The sequence below is a fragment of the Telluria sp. GW821-FHT07G12 genome (assembly GCF_059418525.1).
Genome location: NZ_JBWKQA010000006.1, coordinates 265,205 through 282,227 on the forward strand (window position 1 = coordinate 265,205; position 17,023 = coordinate 282,227).

Annotated in this window: 16 protein-coding genes; 10 read left to right on the forward strand and 6 right to left on the reverse strand. The window is 67.3% G+C overall.

Going from position 1 to position 17,023, the window contains the following annotated elements:
* Positions 1 to 8 precede the first annotated feature (8 nt).
* A complete protein-coding gene (locus AC07PE_RS22175; RefSeq protein WP_498768514.1) occupies positions 9 to 929 on the reverse strand; it encodes a LysR family transcriptional regulator in 921 nt (306 codons plus the stop codon).
* 272 nt (positions 930 to 1,201) lie between these two features.
* Here AC07PE_RS22175 and AC07PE_RS22180 point away from each other — a divergent pair, with 272 nt between their 5' ends.
* The 10 genes from AC07PE_RS22180 to AC07PE_RS22225 all read left to right on the forward strand — a co-directional run bounded on the left by AC07PE_RS22180 (position 1,202) and on the right by AC07PE_RS22225 (position 12,138).
* On the forward strand, positions 1,202 to 3,580 hold the full coding sequence (locus AC07PE_RS22180; RefSeq protein WP_498768516.1) for a TonB-dependent receptor: 2,379 nt from the start codon (positions 1,202 to 1,204) through the stop codon (positions 3,578 to 3,580).
* Between the two features lie 70 nt (positions 3,581 to 3,650).
* Positions 3,651 to 4,523, forward strand: a complete 873-nt coding sequence (locus tag AC07PE_RS22185) for an alpha/beta fold hydrolase (protein WP_498768518.1) — start codon at positions 3,651 to 3,653, stop codon at positions 4,521 to 4,523.
* A gap of 32 nt (positions 4,524 to 4,555) precedes the next feature.
* Positions 4,556 to 5,749, forward strand: coding sequence for a substrate-binding domain-containing protein (locus AC07PE_RS22190; RefSeq protein ID WP_498768520.1), 1,194 nt, complete (start codon positions 4,556 to 4,558; stop codon positions 5,747 to 5,749).
* Position 5,750: 1 nt separating this feature from the next.
* Positions 5,751 to 6,524 carry an ABC transporter ATP-binding protein gene (locus tag AC07PE_RS22195; protein ID WP_498768522.1) on the forward strand — a complete coding sequence of 258 codons (774 nt, stop codon included), beginning with the start codon at positions 5,751 to 5,753 and terminating at the stop codon, positions 6,522 to 6,524.
* The gene (locus AC07PE_RS22200; protein ID WP_498768595.1) at positions 6,517 to 7,242 is read left to right on the forward strand and encodes an ABC transporter ATP-binding protein; all 726 of its coding nucleotides are present in this window, start codon (positions 6,517 to 6,519) and stop codon (positions 7,240 to 7,242) included. The genes AC07PE_RS22195 and AC07PE_RS22200 overlap by 8 nt, the downstream gene beginning before the upstream one ends.
* On the forward strand, positions 7,239 to 8,264 hold the full coding sequence (locus tag AC07PE_RS22205; protein WP_498768524.1) for a branched-chain amino acid ABC transporter permease: 1,026 nt from the start codon (positions 7,239 to 7,241) through the stop codon (positions 8,262 to 8,264). Before AC07PE_RS22200 ends, AC07PE_RS22205 begins: the two co-directional genes overlap by 4 nt.
* A gap of 2 nt (positions 8,265 to 8,266) precedes the next feature.
* A complete protein-coding gene (locus AC07PE_RS22210; RefSeq protein ID WP_498768526.1) occupies positions 8,267 to 9,352 on the forward strand; it encodes a branched-chain amino acid ABC transporter permease in 1,086 nt (361 codons plus the stop codon).
* 238 nt (positions 9,353 to 9,590) lie between these two features.
* Entirely contained in the window at positions 9,591 to 10,247 is a 657-nt protein-coding gene (locus tag AC07PE_RS22215; RefSeq protein WP_498768528.1) for a choice-of-anchor J domain-containing protein, read from the forward strand.
* Positions 10,248 to 10,259: 12 nt separating this feature from the next.
* Positions 10,260 to 10,673: a post-PEP-CTERM-1 domain-containing protein gene (locus tag AC07PE_RS22220; RefSeq protein ID WP_498768530.1), complete on the forward strand. Its 414-nt coding sequence runs from the start codon at positions 10,260 to 10,262 to the stop codon at positions 10,671 to 10,673.
* Complete coding sequence (locus tag AC07PE_RS22225) at positions 10,660 to 12,138, forward strand: PA domain-containing protein (protein ID WP_498768532.1); 1,479 nt, start codon at positions 10,660 to 10,662, stop codon at positions 12,136 to 12,138. The genes AC07PE_RS22220 and AC07PE_RS22225 overlap by 14 nt, the downstream gene beginning before the upstream one ends.
* 126 nt (positions 12,139 to 12,264) lie before the next feature.
* On the opposite strand, the gene ppa is transcribed toward AC07PE_RS22225, so the two are convergent.
* The 5 genes from ppa to hemC all read right to left on the reverse strand — a co-directional run bounded on the left by ppa (position 12,265) and on the right by hemC (position 16,945).
* Complete coding sequence (ppa, locus tag AC07PE_RS22230) at positions 12,265 to 12,801, reverse strand: inorganic diphosphatase (RefSeq protein ID WP_498768534.1); 537 nt, start codon at positions 12,799 to 12,801, stop codon at positions 12,265 to 12,267.
* A 103-nt stretch (positions 12,802 to 12,904) separates the two neighbouring features.
* On the reverse strand, positions 12,905 to 14,101 hold the full coding sequence (locus tag AC07PE_RS22235; RefSeq protein WP_498768536.1) for a heme biosynthesis protein HemY: 1,197 nt from the start codon (positions 14,099 to 14,101) through the stop codon (positions 12,905 to 12,907).
* Positions 14,102 to 14,112: 11 nt separating this feature from the next.
* Positions 14,113 to 15,276: a uroporphyrinogen-III C-methyltransferase gene (locus tag AC07PE_RS22240; RefSeq protein WP_498768538.1), complete on the reverse strand. Its 1,164-nt coding sequence runs from the start codon at positions 15,274 to 15,276 to the stop codon at positions 14,113 to 14,115.
* Complete coding sequence (locus tag AC07PE_RS22245) at positions 15,273 to 16,040, reverse strand: uroporphyrinogen-III synthase (protein ID WP_498768597.1); 768 nt, start codon at positions 16,038 to 16,040, stop codon at positions 15,273 to 15,275. The genes AC07PE_RS22240 and AC07PE_RS22245 overlap by 4 nt, the downstream gene beginning before the upstream one ends.
* Positions 16,040 to 16,945 (reverse strand): hydroxymethylbilane synthase, encoded by a 906-nt coding sequence (gene hemC, locus AC07PE_RS22250; RefSeq protein WP_498768599.1) that lies wholly within the window; start codon positions 16,943 to 16,945, stop codon positions 16,040 to 16,042. Before hemC ends, AC07PE_RS22245 begins: the two co-directional genes overlap by 1 nt.
* Positions 16,946 to 17,023: the final 78 nt, after the last annotated feature.

Sequence of the window (17,023 nt, forward strand, 5' to 3'; positions counted from 1 at the left end):
GACGAGCATCACGCGGCCCGCCCGATATCGCCCTTCACCCACCACAGCGATGGATTGTTGTCGGCCAGGTCGCGCAGCAGGTCCCACACCACCTTCACGCGGCGCAGGCGGTAGAGGTCGGTCGGCGCGGCCAGCCAGAAGGAGCGCTCGGCGTAGAAGCCGGGCAAGACCGGCACCAGGCGGCCATCGTCCGGAATCGCATAAGGCGGCGCCATCATCAGGCCCATGCCCAGCGCCGCGGCCTCGACCTGGGCGCCCATGCCGAGCGAGCAGAAGCGCCGGCGCGGCGTGAAGCCGAGCTCGTTCAGGTAGGACAGCTCGCGGCTGGCCAGGCGGTCCTGCACGTAGTCGACGAAGTCGTGGCGTTCGAGGTCGGCCTGGCTGCGGATCGGCGGATGGCGCGCCAGGTAATCCGGCGAACCGTACAGGTAGAAGCGGAAGGAAGCCAGGCGCGTCACCACGTAGCGCCCGGTGGCGGGCGGGTCCAGCATCACGCCGAGGTCGGCCTCGCGGTTGGCCAGGTTGGCGAAGCGCGCCAGCGACAGCATTTCGATCGAGAGGTCCGGGTGGGTGTCGAGCAGCTTGACCAGCAGCGGCGCCACCACCCGTATGCCGAACACGTCCGGCACGCCGAGGCGCACCACGCCCTGGGCGCCCAGCTCGGCGCCGCCCAGCTGCTCGAGCGCGGCCAGCGACGCGCCTTCCATCGCCTCGGCGTGCGGCAGCAGGGCGTGGCCCATCTCGGTCAGCTCGTAGCCTTCGCGCGAGCGGTCGAACAGGGTCGTGCCGAGCTGGCTTTCGAGGCGGTCGATGCGGCGCGCCACGGTCGTGTGCTCGACTTCCAGCCGGCGCGAGGCGCCCGACAGCGTGCCGGCGCGCGCCAGTTCGAGGAAGAAACGCAGATCAGTCCACTCGGGCAAGGTATGCATTTGATGATTGTCTGATATCAGCAACAGTTATTGTGCACCAGTGCACATTTCCATGCCAATGTTTTCCTTTACTCAGCTGCGCAAATGCTCTTCTCCAGAGTGAAGCAGGCGTTTTCCCCCCTCGTGTATGCACGTCTCAAAGCCTCCCTGTGCATTTTTGCACAACAGTTGAGCGCGTTGTTATCTATTCAACCAGTCTTGTGCGGGGCAAACTCCATCCCGTGCGAAAACCTGAACGCATGCTGCTATCAAAAATTATTAGGAGACATACGATGCGTCTTACCGAAAAGAAACTGATGCTACTGAACCGTTCCGCCATCTCCACCGCCGTGCTGCTGGCGATCTACGGGGGGGCCATCGGGGTAGCCCATGCCCAGGAAGGCGCGGACACCGGCGCCGCCGCCGCCGCTCCCGCTGCGGCCGCCGCCTCCGACAACATGAACCAGGTGGTCGTCACCGCGCGCCGCCGCGCCGAGCTGATCCAGGACGTGCCGGGCGCCGTCACCGCGATCTCCGGCGCCGAGCTGGAAAAGAGCGCGATCCCCGACATCACCGCGCTGACCGACACCGTCCCCAACACCACCCTGAAGGCCTCGCGCGGCACCAACACCACGCTGACCGCCTTCATCCGCGGCATCGGCCAGCAGGACCCGGTGGCCGGCTACGAGCAGGGCGTCGGCATCTACCTCGACGACGTCTACCTGGCCCGCCCGCAAGGCGCGCTGACCGACATCTACGACCTCGAGCGCATCGAAGTGCTGCGCGGCCCGCAGGGCACCCTGTACGGCCGCAACACCATCGGCGGCGCGGTCAAGTACGTGACCCGCAAGCTGGCGCCGAAGCCGACCCTGGACGCCAAAGTCACCTTCGGCAACTACGGCGAGAAGGACCTGGTGGTCAAGGGCAGCATGCCGATCTCGGACATCCTGCGCATCGGCGCGACCGTCGGCACCTTCAACCGCGACGGCTTCGGCCACAACATCCTGAACGGCCGCCAGAACTACAACAAGGACGTGGTGGCCGGCCGCATCAGCCTGGAGCTGACCCCGACCCCGGACCTGTTCATCCGCCTGGCCACCGACAAGACCGTCGACGATTCCGAAGCGCGCCAGGGCCAGCGCCTGACCCTGGGCCCGGCGCCGGGCAACATCCAGCCGGCCTCCGGCACCTACGACACCCGCGCCAACCTGTACAAGGTGATGGGCCACGAGCAGCAGGTCACCACCGAGGGCACTTCGCTGCTGGCCGAGTACACCATCGACCCGACCCTGTCGGTCAAGTCGATCACCGCCTACCGCAAGTCGAAGTCCTATGCGCCGATCGACTTCGATTCGCTCGAAGTGCCGCTGTGGGAAGCGCCCTCCTTCTACAAGGACAACCAGACCAGCCAGGAATTCCAGCTGACCTACACCGGCCAGAAGGTGCAGGGCGTGGCCGGCGTGTTCTACATGAAGACCAATGCGTACAACGACTTCGACGTGCTGTACAACGCCGCCGGCGGCCTGTCGCTGCTGACCCACGACGACATCGATTCCAAGACCTGGGCCGCCTACGCCGACGCCAGCTACAACCTGACCGACGCCCTCAGCGTGACGGTCGGGGGCCGCTATACCGAGGACGAGCGCCGCGCCGAAATCTTCAAGCAGACCTACCTGGGCCTGAACAGCTCGCCGCGCCTGGGCAATGCCGCCGCGGTCGCCTTCGGCAACCCGAACACCAACCTCGGCAAGGATGCGCTGCACCGCACCGACAAGAAGTTCACGCCCAAGCTCGGCTTCGGCTACAAGCTGACCCCGGAGCACAACCTGTACACCACCTGGTCCAAGGGCTTCAAGGGCGGCATGTTCGATCCGCGCATGGACCTGGCGGCCACCGGCGGTCCGAACTCGGTCGTGTCCCTTGCCAAGCGCAAGGGCGTCGAGCCGGAAGAAGTCAGCAGCATCGAGCTGGGCGTGAAGTCGTCGATGAACGGCGGCCGCCTGCAGACCAATGCCGCGGTCTTCTATACCGACTACAAGAACGTGCAGATCCCGGGCTCGATCCCGACCTTCGACGCCGCCGGCAACGTGAACGGCTTCGCCGGTTCCCTGACCAACGCCGGCAAGGCCAAGATCAAGGGCCTGGAACTGGAAGGCGTCGCCTATATCACCAACCAGCTCAGCGTGAACGCGATGTACAGCTACATCGACGCCAAGTACAACGAGTGGATGGTGGCGAACGGCGCCAGCCTGGTGAACATCGCCGGCAGCACCGAGTTCCAGAACACGCCGAAGAACTCGGCCAACATCGCCGTCAACTACGAATGGCCGATGGCGGTGATGGGCCGTTCGGGCTCCGTCAGCCTGTCGAACAGCCTGTCCTACAAGGGCAAGGTGTACCAGACCGAGATCGCGCGCCCCACCGGCGTGGCCAGCCTGGACGCCACCATCCCCGGCAACCTGATGCTGGCCCAGGATGGCTATGCGCTGTGGGATGCGGGCCTGGTCTGGACCAGCGCCGACCGCAAGATCCAGGTCGGACTGCACGGCCGCAACCTGACCGACAAGCGCTACAAGACCGCCGGCTATAACTTCTCCGGCTTCTTCAACACCGTCACCGCGTTCTACGGCGACCCGCGCACCGTGCGCGCCACCGTCAACGTGAAGTTCTGATCCGCCCCCGTAAGACGGCCACAGGGGCGTCCTGCGGGACGCCCTCTTTTTAAGATCATAACGGGGTCCAATGTCCAACTACACTGAAATCAGCTTCACGAGCGACGACGGCTTGCGCCTGTACGCACGCGACTATGCCGGCAGTAGCGGGCCCGCGCGCCTGCCCGTGATCTGCATCCACGGCCTGACCCGCAACTCGGCCGACTTCGACGAACTGGCGCCCCTGATCGCGGCCTTGTCGCGGCGCGTGCTGGCGGTCGACGTGCGTGGACGCGGACACTCGCAGCGCGACCCCAGGCACGACAACTACACCCCCGTCGTCTACGCCGGCGACGTGGCCAAGATGATGCACGAACTCGGCATCGCCCGTGCGGTGTTCGTCGGCACCTCGATGGGCGGCCTGATTACCATGGCGCTGGCCGCGCAGCACATCGAGCTGGTCGCCGCGGCCATCCTCAACGACGTCGGCCCGGTGCTGTCCGAGAAGGGCCTGGCGCGCATCGCGAGCTATGCCGGCAAGACGGCGGCGCCCGGCAGCTGGCCCGAGGCGGCCGGCCTGGTCAAGGACATCAACCTGTGCGCCTTCCCCGACAACTCCGACGAGGAATGGGGCAAGTGGGCGCGCCGCGCCTTCGAGCAGGACGAGGCGGGCCGCCTGGCGCCGCGCTACGATCCGAACATTGCCATTGCACTTCAAACCGGTAAACTGCGTCCGACGTCCCTGGCCGCGCGCATGGCCTTCCGCCGCCTGACCCGCAAGCGTCCCGTGCTGATGGTGCGCGGCGAACTGTCCGACCTGGTGGAAGCGCGCCAGGCCGACTGGATGCGCCGCGCGGCGCCGAACATGCAGTACGTCGAGGTGCCGAAAGTCGGCCACGCGCCCATGCTGACCGAGCCGGCGGCACTCGAGGCGATCGCCGCCTTCCTGGCGACCGTGCCCTGAACAGAACACAGCAAGAGAAACGAGGAGACCACATGAAACGCATCAAGCCTATTGCCACCGCCCTGCTGGCAGCCTTCATCGCCACCGCCGGTTCCAGCGCCCTCGCCGCCCCGGACCTGAAGGTCGCCCTCATCGCCGGCAAGACCGGCGCCCTGGAAGCCTATGCCAAGGAAACCGAGACCGGCTTCATGATGGGTCTGGAATACCTGACCGGCGGGAAGATGGAAATCAACGGCCGCAAGATCAAGGTGATCGTCAAGGACGACCAGGGCAAGCCCGATCTCGGGCGCACCCTGCTGGCCGAGGCCTACGGCGACGACAAGGTCGACATCGCGGTCGGCACCACGTCTTCCGGCTCGGCGCTGGCGATGCTGCCAGTGGCGAAGGAATACAAGAGGGTGCTGATCGTCGAGCCGGCCGTGGCCGACGAGATCACCGGCGCCAAGTGGAACAAGTACATCTTCCGCACCGCGCGCAATTCGATGCAGGATGCGCTGGCAGCCGCCTCGACCCTGAAGAGCGGCAGCGTGGCCTTCCTGGCCCAGGACTACGCCTTCGGGCGCGACGCGGTCAAGGCCGGCAAGGAAGCCCTGGCCGCCACCGGCAGCAAGGCGACCGTCGTGCATGAGGAATACGCGCCCGCCACCTCGACCGACTTCACCGCGCCGACCCAGCGCATCTTCGACGCCCTGAAGGACAAGCCGCAGCCGCGCGTGCTGGCCATCGTCTGGGCCGGTCCGAATCCGCTGAACAAGATCGCCGACATGAAGCCCGAGCGCTACGGCATCACGCTGGCCCCGGGCGGCAACATCCTGCCGGTGATGAAGACCTGGAAGGCCTATGCCGGCACCGAAGGCACCATCTTCTATTACTACGGCTTCCCGAAGAACAAGATGAACGACTGGCTGGTGGCGGAGCACACGAAGCGCTTCAAGGCCCCGCCCGACATGTTCACGGCGGGCGGCATGGCCGCCGCCGGCGCGGTGGTCGCGGCCCTGACCAAGGTGCCGAACGCGAACGGCGACCAGCTGGCGGCGGCGATGGAGGGCATGTCCTTCGAGACCCCGAAGGGCACGATGAGCTTCCGCAAGGAAGACCACCAGGCCCTGCAGCCGATGTACCACTTCCGCATCAAGAAGGACCAGAAGAACGAGTGGGACCTGCTGGACCTGGTGCGCGAAATCCCGGCGTCCGAACTGCCGCTGCCGGTGCGGAACAAGCGCTGACATGAACGTCGCACAGCAGCAGCCCTCCCTGTCCACCCGCGACCTGACGATCCGCTTCGGCGGTCATGTCGCGGTGAACGGGGTGACGGCCGATTTCCATCCCGGCACCCTGACCGTGATCGTCGGCCCCAACGGCGCCGGCAAGACCACCTACTTTAACCTGGTGTCCGGCCAGCTGGCGGCGACCTCCGGCAGCGTGCACCTGCGCAGCCAGGACGTCACGAAGCTGGGTCCGGCGGCCCGCACCCGCCTGGGCGTGGGACGCGCGTTCCAGCTCACCAATCTGTTCCCGCACCTGAGCGTGCTGGAAAACGTGCGCCTGGCGGTGCAGAGCCGCGCCGGCATCGGCCTGAACATGTTCTCGGTCTGGTTCGGCCACAAGGAAGTCATCGCGCGCGCCGAACATTACCTGGAGCGCGTCTCGATGGCGGCCAAGCGCGACGTGCTGGTCGGCACCCTGCCCCACGGCGACCAGCGCAAGCTCGAAGTGGCGATCCTGCTGGCCCTCGAACCCGAGATCCTGATGTTCGACGAGCCGACCGCCGGCATGAGCGTGGACGAAGTCCCGGTCGTGCTCGACCTGATCCACCAGGTCAAGGCCGAGCGCAACAAGACCGTGCTGCTGGTCGAGCACAAGATGGACGTGGTGCGCTCGCTGGCCGACCGCATCATCGTGCTGCACAACGGCACCCTGGTCGCGGACGGCGAGCCGCGCGAAGTCATGCAATCGAAAATCGTACAGGAAGCCTATCTTGGAACTCCGGAACATGCATGAGCCCTTATTGACGCTGTCCGGCGTGCACACCCACATCGGCCAGTACCACATCCTGCAAGGCGTCGACCTGGTGGTGCCGCGCGGCGGCCTGGCCGTCCTTCTGGGCCGCAACGGCGCCGGCAAGACCACCACCCTGCGCACCATCATGGGCCTGTGGAAGGCCAGCGCCGGCAGCATCGTGTTCGACGGCCGCGACATCACGAAGATGAGCACGCCGGATATCGCGCGCGCCGGCATCGCCTACGTCCCTGAGAGCATGGCCGTGTTCTCGGAACTCACGGTGCGCGAGAACCTCTACCTGGCCGCGCGCAACGGTCCGCTGGACGAAGCGCGTGTCGACTGGATCTGCGGCTTCTTCCCAGCCCTGAAGAAATTCTGGAACTACCCGGCCGGCAACCTGTCGGGCGGCCAGAAGCAGATGGTGGCGATCGCCCGCGCGATCGTCGAGCCGCGCAAGCTGCTGCTGGTGGACGAGCCGACCAAGGGCCTGGCCCCGGCCATCGTGCAAAGCCTGATGATGGCCTTCCGCGAGCTGAAGGACACCAACACCACCATCCTGCTGGTCGAGCAGAATTTCAACTTCGTCCGCAGCCTCGGCGACAGCGTGAGCGTGATGGACGACGGCCGCGTCGCCCACGCCGGCCTGATGCACGACCTGGTCAATGACGAGGCGCTGCAGCAGCGCCTGCTCGGACTTTCCCTGGATTCGCACCAATGAGCGCTACTCTTCCCATCACCAAGACGCAGGCCGACGCCCCGCTGCCGGCCGCCAGGCGCGACCTCGCGCCGCTGCTCTTGATACCGGCGCTGGCCCTGGCCGTGCTGCCCTTCGTCTCCCTGCCGACCTGGGTCACCCTGACCGTCGCCGGCCTCGCCATGGGCATGATGATCTTCATCATGGCCAGCGGCCTGACCCTCGTGTTCGGCCTGATGAGCGTGCTGAACTTCGGCCATGGCGCCTTCGTGTCGGTCGGCGCCTTCAGCGCCACGATGGTGCTGCTGCCGATGCGCGGCTGGCTGGAAGCCGATTCGCTGGCTGCCAACCTCGGCGTGCTGGGCCTCGCGGTGCTGGTGGCGATGCTGGTCACGGCCCTGATCGGCTGGGCCTTCGAGCGCATCGTCATCATGCCGGTGTATGGCCAGCACCTGAAACAGATTCTGATCACCATGGGCGGCATGATCGTGTCCGAGCAGCTGATCAACGTGATCTGGGGCGCCGAGCAGATCCCGCTGCCGCTGCCCGCCACCCTGCGCGGCGCCATCTTCATCGGCGAGGCCGCGATCGAGAAGTACCGCCTGCTGGCGGTGGCCGTCGGCCTGCTCGTGTTCGCGGCGATGTTCCTGACCCTGAACCGCACCAAGATCGGCCTGCTGATCCGCGCCGGCGTCGAGAACGGCGAGATGGTCGAAGCCATGGGCTACCGCATCCGCCGCCTGTTCGTCGGCGTGTTCGCAGCCGGCTCGGCGCTGGCGGGCCTGGGCGGCGTGATGTGGGGCCTGTACAAGGAAACGCTGGTGGCCAGCATGGGCAGCGAAGTCATGATCATGGTCTTCATCGTCGTCATCATCGGCGGCCTGGGCTCGGTGGGCGGCTGCTTCATCGGCGCCATCCTGATGGCCCTGCTGCACAACTATGCCGGCTTCCTGGCGCCCAAGCTGAACCTGGTGTCGAACATCGTGCTGATGATCGCCATCCTGCTGTGGCGTCCGGCCGGCCTGTATTCGAAGTCGCGGGGCTGAGCATGCTGATCAAACTGTTTTCCGGCGACTTGCCGCGCAGCCGCGCCCTCACCGTCCTGCTGCTCGTGGTCCTGTTCGGGCTGCTGCTGGCGCCCTTCCTGTTCTCGGGCGCGCGGCCGCTGAACACCGCCGCCACCATCTGCATCTACATCGTGCTGGTGGCGTCCTATGATCTGCTGCTCGGCTATACCGGCATCGTCTCCTTCGCCCACACGATGTTCTACGGGATCGGCGCCTACGGCATCGGCATCGCCCTGGCCAGCGTCGAGGAGCCGAGCTGGGGCATCGTCTTCGTCGGCCTGGGTCTGGCGCTGCTGCTGACCATCGTCCTGGCCTTCGTGATCGGCCTGTTCGCGCTGCGCGTGCGCGCCATCTTCTACGCCATGATCACGCTGGCGGTGGCGTCCTCGTTCGCGGTGCTGGCTTCGCAGCTGTCCGACTTCACCGGCGGCGAGGACGGCCGCACCTTCAGCGTGCCGGAGGTCCTGTCGCCGGGCTATACGCTGATGGAGAACGAGGTGTTCGGGCGTTCGGTCGACGGCAAGCTGATCACCTATTATTTAGTGTTCTTCGGCTGCCTGGTCCTCTTCCTGTTCCTGCTGCGCCTGGTGAACTCGCCCTTCGGCCGCGTGCTGCAGGCGATCCGCGAGAACGAGTTCCGCGCCGAGGCGCTGGGCTACCGCACCGTGGTCTACCGCATCTGGGCCAATGTGCTGGCGGCCGTCGTGGCCGCGCTGGCCGGCGCCCTGATGGCCCTGTGGCTGCGCTACGTCGGCCCCAAGACATCGCTCGGCTTCGAAGTGATGACCGACATCCTGCTGATCGTCGTGATCGGCGGCATGGGCACGATGTACGGCGCGGTGGTCGGCGCCGCCCTCTTCATCCTCGCGCAGAACTACCTGAAGACTTTGATGGGCCAGGCTTCGGAGATGCTGTCCGGCGTGCCGATGCTGGCCGCCGCCCTGCACCCGGACCGCTGGATGCTGTGGCTGGGCGTGCTGTTCATCCTCTCCATCTACTTCTTCCCCATAGGCATCGTCGGCAAGCTGAGACTGCGTCGCCATCCGGCGCGGCCCTCGGCCGGCTGATTTCGACGGCGCCTCCGGGCGCCGTTTTTTTGTTTCCTCCCCCTCCGCCGGGCGAACTTCACGCCCCCGGCCGGCCTGCACGGCAGTACCTTGCAGCGCGCACGAAGTCCAGTCCGCCCCTTAGCTAAAGATCAATGCCTGTTGTCATCTCAACCATATGATGAACTCAGCATGGCCTCGTCGACTAGCCAGCGCGAGCGATTTCACCATCCTACTGGCTTCCAAGAAAGGGCTTTCCATGAAACCCGTCAATAGATTGTTTGCGGCAGCCGCGTTTTCGCTGGCCGCACTCGGCGCCACGGCCGCGCAGGCCCAGAGCATCGAGGTTCTGAACGAAGGATTCGGCAGTGTCAGCGGCCTGAGCGGCTGGGCCCTGGTCAACAACAGCGTCCCGCCGGGTTCCGCCTGGTTCCAGGGCAATTCGGGCATCTTCCCGGCCCAGGCCGGCGCCGCGGATGCCTATGCCGCCGCCAGTTACCTCGGCGCCGCCAACGGCGCCGGCACGGTCGACAACTGGCTGATCACGCCGGTCCTGAACCTGTCCGGCGAGTCGGTGCTGAGCTTCTACACCCGCCAGGCCGGCGATCCCGGCTTCAGCGACCAGCTCGAGGTGCTGTACTCGTCCGGCGCCGGCACCGACATTTCCGGCTTCACCAGCCTCGGCATCATCGCCGCCGGCGACTACCCGGGCGATTGGTCACAGTACAGCGCCACGGTGACGGGCAGCGGCGAAGGCCGCTTCGCCTTCCGCTACTTCGGCCCCGCCGATACCCTGAACTATGTGGGCCTGGATACGGTCAGCGTGGTGACGGCCGTGCCCGAGCCGACCACCTGGGCGATGCTCGCGGCCGGCCTCGGCCTGTTCGGCCTGCGCCGCCGTCAATTCCACGCCTGATCGGAGGATGCCATGTCCAAGCAAAAGATGATGACCCTGAGCATGCTGGCCGCCCTGTGCGTGCTGGCCTCGCTGAGCATGCATGCCAAGGCGCAGGAGCGCAAGGAAGGGATGGTGGTGGTGCGCGACCCGCAAACCGGCAAGATGCGCGCGCCGACGCCGGAAGAACTGCGCCAGCTGCGCGCCAAGACCCCGCCGTCCGCCGCCGCCATGGCCGGCGCGCCGCAGGAGAACAAGGTGCTGACGCGGCGCGACGGCGCCCGCGGCGTGCGCCTGGGCGAAAAGACCCTGGTCTACGACGTCGTCACGCGCGGCGCCGACGGCAAGCTGTCCGAGCAGTGCGTGCAGGGCGGCGACAACGCCCAGGAAGCCATGCAGCATCCCGCCAACGCCGAACACAAGGAGCATCGCCATGAAGCCCGCTGATCAAGAAGACAAGCCCGGCCATCCGCGCCTGCAGCAGGCAGCCGCCGGCATCGTCGCCACCCTTGCCTGCGCCCTGGCCCTGGCGGTCGGCGCGATGACCACGGCGCACGCCGCCGCCACCATCGTGATCGTCAACCAGAACGCAGCCGGTGAAGGTTTCAACGACCCGACCCCGGCCGCGCCGGTCGGCGGCAACCCCGGCACCACGCTCGGCCAGCAGCGCCTGTACGCCTTCCAGCGCGCCGCCGAGATCTGGGGCGCCACGCTCACCAGCAACGTGCCGATCCGCATCGGCGCTTCCTTCGTGCCGCTGTCCTGCACCGCCACCAGCGCCGTGCTGGGCTCGGCCGGCGCGAACGAGATCTGGAGCGACTTCACCAACGCGCCGCGCGCCAACACCTGGTATCCGTCCGCCCTGGCCAGCAAGCTGGCCGGCGAGGACGTCTCCACCCCGGGCGAGCCGCACATCATCGCGCGCTTCAATTCGCGCCTGGGCCTGTTCCAGGACTGCCTGCCGGGCAATGGCTTCTACCTCGGCCTGGACCGCAACTTCGGCGACCAGATCGACCTCGTCACCGTGCTGCTGCACGAGTTCGCGCACGGCCTGGGCTTCCAGACCTTCACCGACGACGAGACCGGCGCGGAGATCCTCGACATCCCCTCGATCTGGGACTACTACCTGCTGAACAACCGCACCAACCGCACCTGGGTCGAGAGCACGCCGGCCGAGCGCGCGCAATCGGCCGTCACCTGGCGCGGCCTGTCCTGGAACGGCCCGCGCGTGACCGCCGCCGTGCCGCAGGTGCTGGATCCGATGTCGAACCTGGCGATTTCCGGCAGCGCCGCCGGCCAGGCCGGCGGCAACTACGAGGTCGGCGACGCCTCCTTCGGCCCGCCGCTGTCGAATCCGCCGGTGCAGGGCCAGCTGATGCCGGTGGTCGACCAGGCCAACGGCACCGGCCTGGCCTGCGATCCGCTGAACGCCCTGAACTCGCTGGCCGTGCGCGGCAATGTCGCCCTGGTCGACCGCGGCAGCTGCGACTTCGTCACCAAGGCCCGCAACGTGCAGGCCGCCGGCGCGATCGGCATGGTGGTGGCGGACAATGCCCCGGGCGACGTGGCCGGCATGAGCGGCAACGATCCGGCGATCTCGATCCCGTCGGTGCGCATCACGCAGGCTGCCGGCGTGACGATCAAGGCAAGCCTGCAGCGCCGTTCACGCACCCAGTCGGGCGTGGTCGCCAGCCTGGGCCTGAACACGACGCGGCTGGCCGGCACCGACGCCCAGGGCCGGATCCTGCTGTACACGCCGACCATCTACTCGCCGGGTTCGACGGTCTCGCACTACACCACCGAGGCCAAGCCGAACCAGCTGATGGAGCCGGCCATCAACGACGACCTGACCCACGAGGTGACGCCGCCGCGCGACCTGACTTACCCGCTGCTGCAGGATATCGGCTGGTAATGAAGGGCTGGTGATGTAAAACTCCCCGGCAGCCGTTCGCGGCTGCCGGGCGACTGCCGCTGAGGCGCGGCCCCGTCAACGAAAAAGGCCAGGCGAACCTGGCCTTTTCTTTCCTGCAGGCGCAGATTACTTCGCCTGGCCTTCGTAGCTTTTCACGCCGTTGACGATCTCTTCCTTGGCGGCGTCCGGGCCTGCCCAGCCTTCGACCTTGACCCACTTGCCCTTTTCCAGGTCCTTGTAGTGCTCGAAGAAGTGCTGGATCTGGCGCAGGGTCAGTTCCGCGACGTCTTCATGGGTCTTGATGTTGGCGTACTGCGGGGCCAGCTTCTCGACCGGCACGGCCAGGATCTTCGCATCGCCGCCGGCTTCGTCGGTCATCTTCAGCACGCCCAGCGCGCGGCAACGCACGACCACGCCCGGGATCAGCGGGAACGGGGTGATCACCAGCACGTCGCACGGGTCGCCGTCGTCGGCGATGGTGTTCGGGACGTAGCCGTAATTGCACGGATAGTGCATCGCGGTGCCCATGAAGCGGTCGACGAAGATCGCGCCGGATTCCTTGTCCACTTCATATTTGACCGGGTCGCCATTCATCGGGATTTCGATGACGACGTTGAAATCGTTCGGCACATCGCGGCCGGCGTTGACGTTGTTCAGGCTCATGGTTGGTCCTTGCTTGGGTTGCTTTAGGAATAATAAAGGGGGCCATTATAGCGAATCGGCCTGTACTTGTGCGCCGCACAAGCCAGGCCTTTTCCGCTTGGAATTAGAGAACGGTGGCCAGCGCGCACTGGCGGAAGTGGCGGCTCGCCTCTTCCTGCTGGCCGAGGGCTTCGTGCAGCTGGGCCAGCTTCAGGTGGGCTTCGCGCACCTGGTCCGGATTGATCGCGTCCGTCAGGGCCTGCTCCAGGTAGCGCTGGGCCTTGCCCCACAGTTTCTGGCGCAGGCACAGCGCGCCCAGGGTCAGCGCCAGCTCGCCATCGCCCGGATGCGCGCGCAGCCAGCCCTCGCACTTCTCGATCTGGGCCAGCAGCGTGGCCGAGCCCTCGGGACCGGCGGCCTCGCGGTAGGCGCGCACCACGCGCTCGTCCCACTCGGACTTCAGGGCATCCTCGACGATCACGCGGGCTTCGTCGTGCAGACCGCGGGCATTGAAGGCGCTGGCCGCGCGCGCCGCAATGTAGGGCTTGCAGCGGTCGGCGTTCGGCACCGAGGCCCACATGCGCTTCAGGCTTTCGGCATCGTGGCCGCCTTCGCCCAGCAGGGATTCGTAGGCCATTTCGCGCAGGCGGCTCGACAGGGCCGGATGCAGGGCGTTGCGCTTGTCCAGGATGCGCACCAGGCGCAGCACCTCGGGCCAGTTGCGCGCCTGCTGGTTGGCCTTCATCGCCCACTGCAGGGCGTGGATGTGGCGCTGGCCGCTGGCGTTCAGCTCCTGCACGGCTTCCAGCGCGGCTTCCGGCTTGTGTTCGTCGACCAGCAGTTCGGTGACCGTCATCAGGCGCGCGGTCTTGAGCGCCTGGTCGTGCACGATGCCGGCCAGCCAGGCGTCGCGGCGCGCCGGTTCGCGCATGCGATGGGCCGCGCGGGCGCCGATCAGCGCGGCCAGGCCGGCGTTCTCCGGCAGTTCGGCGGCGCGCTTGGCGGCCTTCTCGGCGTGGCCGAAGCGGCCTTCGAACAGGGCTTTCAGGGCCTCGCGCAGGCCGCGGTTGGCTTCGCGCTCGCGCTTGCGCAGGCGGTACTCGGCCACCCGCGCCGGCATGCCGAGGGTGGCGCGCACCGCCCGCGCCAGCCCGTACAGCAGCAGGAACAGCAGCGCCGCCAGCACCACGAACAGGTTCAGCGACAGGTCGATCCGGTGCGGCGGGTAGAAGAACACCACGTTGCCGGGATTGAAGCGGGCGGTCACGGCGATGCCGATCGCCGCGGCCATCAGGGCGACTAACCAGAGAAGCAGGCGCATGGGTCAGCTCCTCACGGTTTCGATTTGTAGTTGCGCACGGCGTTCAGGCTTTCCGACAGGTCCGGCACCTCGATGGTGACGTTGTTGGCCTGGACCTGGCGCAGCAGTCCCTGCACCGACTGGGTCGAGCGCGCCTTGGTGTCGAAGTAGCGGCCGAGCGTCTGCTGGGCGCTGCCGATGTCGTCGCGGAAGGTGCCTTCGTTGCGCGACAACAGGGCCAGGCGCGCGTTCAGCAGGCGCAGCTTCAGGTTCTCGCGCACGAAATAGGCTTCGCTCGGGGACAGCATCAGCGCTTCCGGCTGGTCCACGGTGCGGACCCGGATCAGCTGGCGCATGTCGTCCCACATCTCCTGGCTCCAGTTGCGCCAGGTATTCACCACGCGGCGGCCCAGCGACAGCTCCTCGGGAGTGGCCGGGGCGGCGCCTTTGACTGCCGCCTTGCCGTTCTTCGGCGGCGGATTCACGCGGCTCGGCGCGATCGGCTCGGCCGGCTTTTCGTCGGCCAGCAGCGGCAGGTTGTCGACCTGGGAGATGACGTTATCGAGGCGCAGGGCGATGCCGGCCTGGTCGACCTGGGGCAGCGATTTCAGCTTGTCGATGTCGCGCGCGATGGCGCGGCGGATCGTGATGAACTGCGGCTTGTCGGAGCGCGACAGCGAGCGGTCGGCGTTCTGCAGCGCGATCAGCGCGCCCTGCACGTTGCCGGCCAGTTGCAGCTGCTGGCTGGCGGTCGACAGCACCTGCTCGATCTCGGACAGCGCCCATTCGTCGCGGTTCTTGCTGATGTCCTGGTACATCTGCTCGAGCGCGGCCTGCTGGCTCTGCGACTCGGCCTGGCGGCTTTCCAGCACCCCGACCTTGACCTGCAGGGTCTTGGCCGCCTCCTGGGTCTCGCGGACCAGCTGGGCGGTCTCGGCGTTGGAGGCATTGTCCTTCTGCAGGGTCTTGGCGACGTCCTCGCGCAGGCGGTTGAAGCGGCTGTGGGTCGACCAGGTCTGCAGCCCCAGCAGCACGGCCAGGACGATGATGGCCACGTTCTGCGGCTTGTTCAGCAACCCGCCCACGCGGGTGGTTTCCGGCACACGCGGCTCGGCCTGCGAAGGCGTCACATAGGCCTCCGGCGGGACCATCTGGCCGCCCTTGCTCGATTCTGGATTATTGGGCAATTCGTTCATGCTTGTGATTGTAACGCGGCAAGGAGACGTTCGTCGCCGGAACCGGTCAGGACCAGGCGGCCGAAACCCAGCGCGAGGGCCGTTTCATGGATGCGCGCATGCGGCACGATCAGGCGCTGCTGCCGCAGTTGGGATGTCAATTCGCTCGATTCGAGCCGCTCGACCAGGGACACCAAGCCGCGCAGCGCTTCCGAACTCGTGATTATCCAGTCGTTCGGGCCGGCCAGCAAGCCGGGCAGCCGGGCAGCCAGTTCGGGGCTCAGGGCCGGCACCGCGCGCCGGTAGGCGGCCACGGTCTCTACCGCGGCGCCGGCGCGGCGCAGGGCGTCCGGCAGCAGCTCGCGCCCGCCCTCCCCGCGCACCACCAGCACGCGGCGGCCGGCCAGCTGGGCCAGGTCGAGCGCCTGCAGTAAATGTTCGGAATCGCTGAAGGCGGGATCCTTGGGGCAATGGATGCGAACCGCGCTCCCGATGCCGTGTTTGGCCAGCGCGGCGCGGCTGCCCTCGCCGACCACGGCGATGTCCACGCCCTCGGGCCAGCGGTCGATGTGGGCGAAGGCGGCGTCGATCGCGTTCGGCGAAACGAAGGCCACCATCGCATACGAGGCCAGGTCGTCCAGCACCCGCCGCAAGGCCGCATCGTCGGCCAGCGGCGAGATCTCCAGCAGCGGCAGCAGCACAGTCTCGCGGCCGAGGGCGGCCACGGCGCGCGCCAGCGGCTCGGCCTGCTGGCGGGGTCGGGTGATGACGACCGCGGCCGTCATCAGGGTGCGGCCGCCTCGGCCTTGCACTCGGCCAGGATGGCGTCGGCGTCCTGTTCGCGCAGAGCGGCGGAGACGCGCTCGCCCAGCTGTTCCGGCAGATTGGCCGGGCCGCTGTTTTCGGCAAAGGCGCTGCGGCGGCCGTCGGGCGTCGCGACCATGGCGCGCAGCTGCAGCTCGCCGCCATTGACGATGGCGTGGGCCGCCAGCGGGATCTGGCAGCTGGCGCCGAACACGCGCGAGACCTTGCGCTCGGCGGCGACGGCGCGCGCGGTGTCCTCGTGGTTCAGCGGCGCCAGCAGCGCGCGCAGGTCGACACCGTCGTTGCGGGCGCCCGAGCCGATCTCGATCGCCATCGCGCCCTGGCCGGCGGCCGGCAGGCTCTCCTCGGTTTCCAGGTAGGCGCGGATGCGGCGCTCCAGGCCCAGGCGCTTGAGGCCGGCGGCGGCGAGGATGATGGCGGCATAGTCGCCGCGGTCCAGCTTGCCGAGGCGGGTGTCGAGGTTGCCGCGCAGCGGCTTGATCACCAGTTGCGGGTAGCGCGCGGCAATCAGGGCCTGGCGGCGCAGGCTGCTGGTGCCGACCACGCTGCCTGCCGGCAGCCCGGCCAGGCTGTCGAAGTCGTTCGACACGAAGGCGTCGCGGGCATCCTCGCGCTCGAGCACGGCGGCCAGCTCGAAGCCTTCCGGCAGTTCCATCGGCACGTCCTTCAGCGAGTGCACGGCCAGGTCGGCGCGGCCTTCATGCATGGCCACCTCGAGCTCCTTCACGAACAGGCCCTTGCCGCCGACCTTGGACAGGGTGCGGTCGAGGATCTGGTCACCGCGGGTGGTCATGCCGAGAATGTCGATTTGGCAATCCGGATATAATGCCGCGAGCCGGTCGCGCACGTGCGTGGCCTGCCACATGGCCAGCCGGCTCTCGCGCGATGCGATAATGAGGCGAGACGGGACCCGTTGTGTCGTGTCGTTAGTGTTCAAAACAAT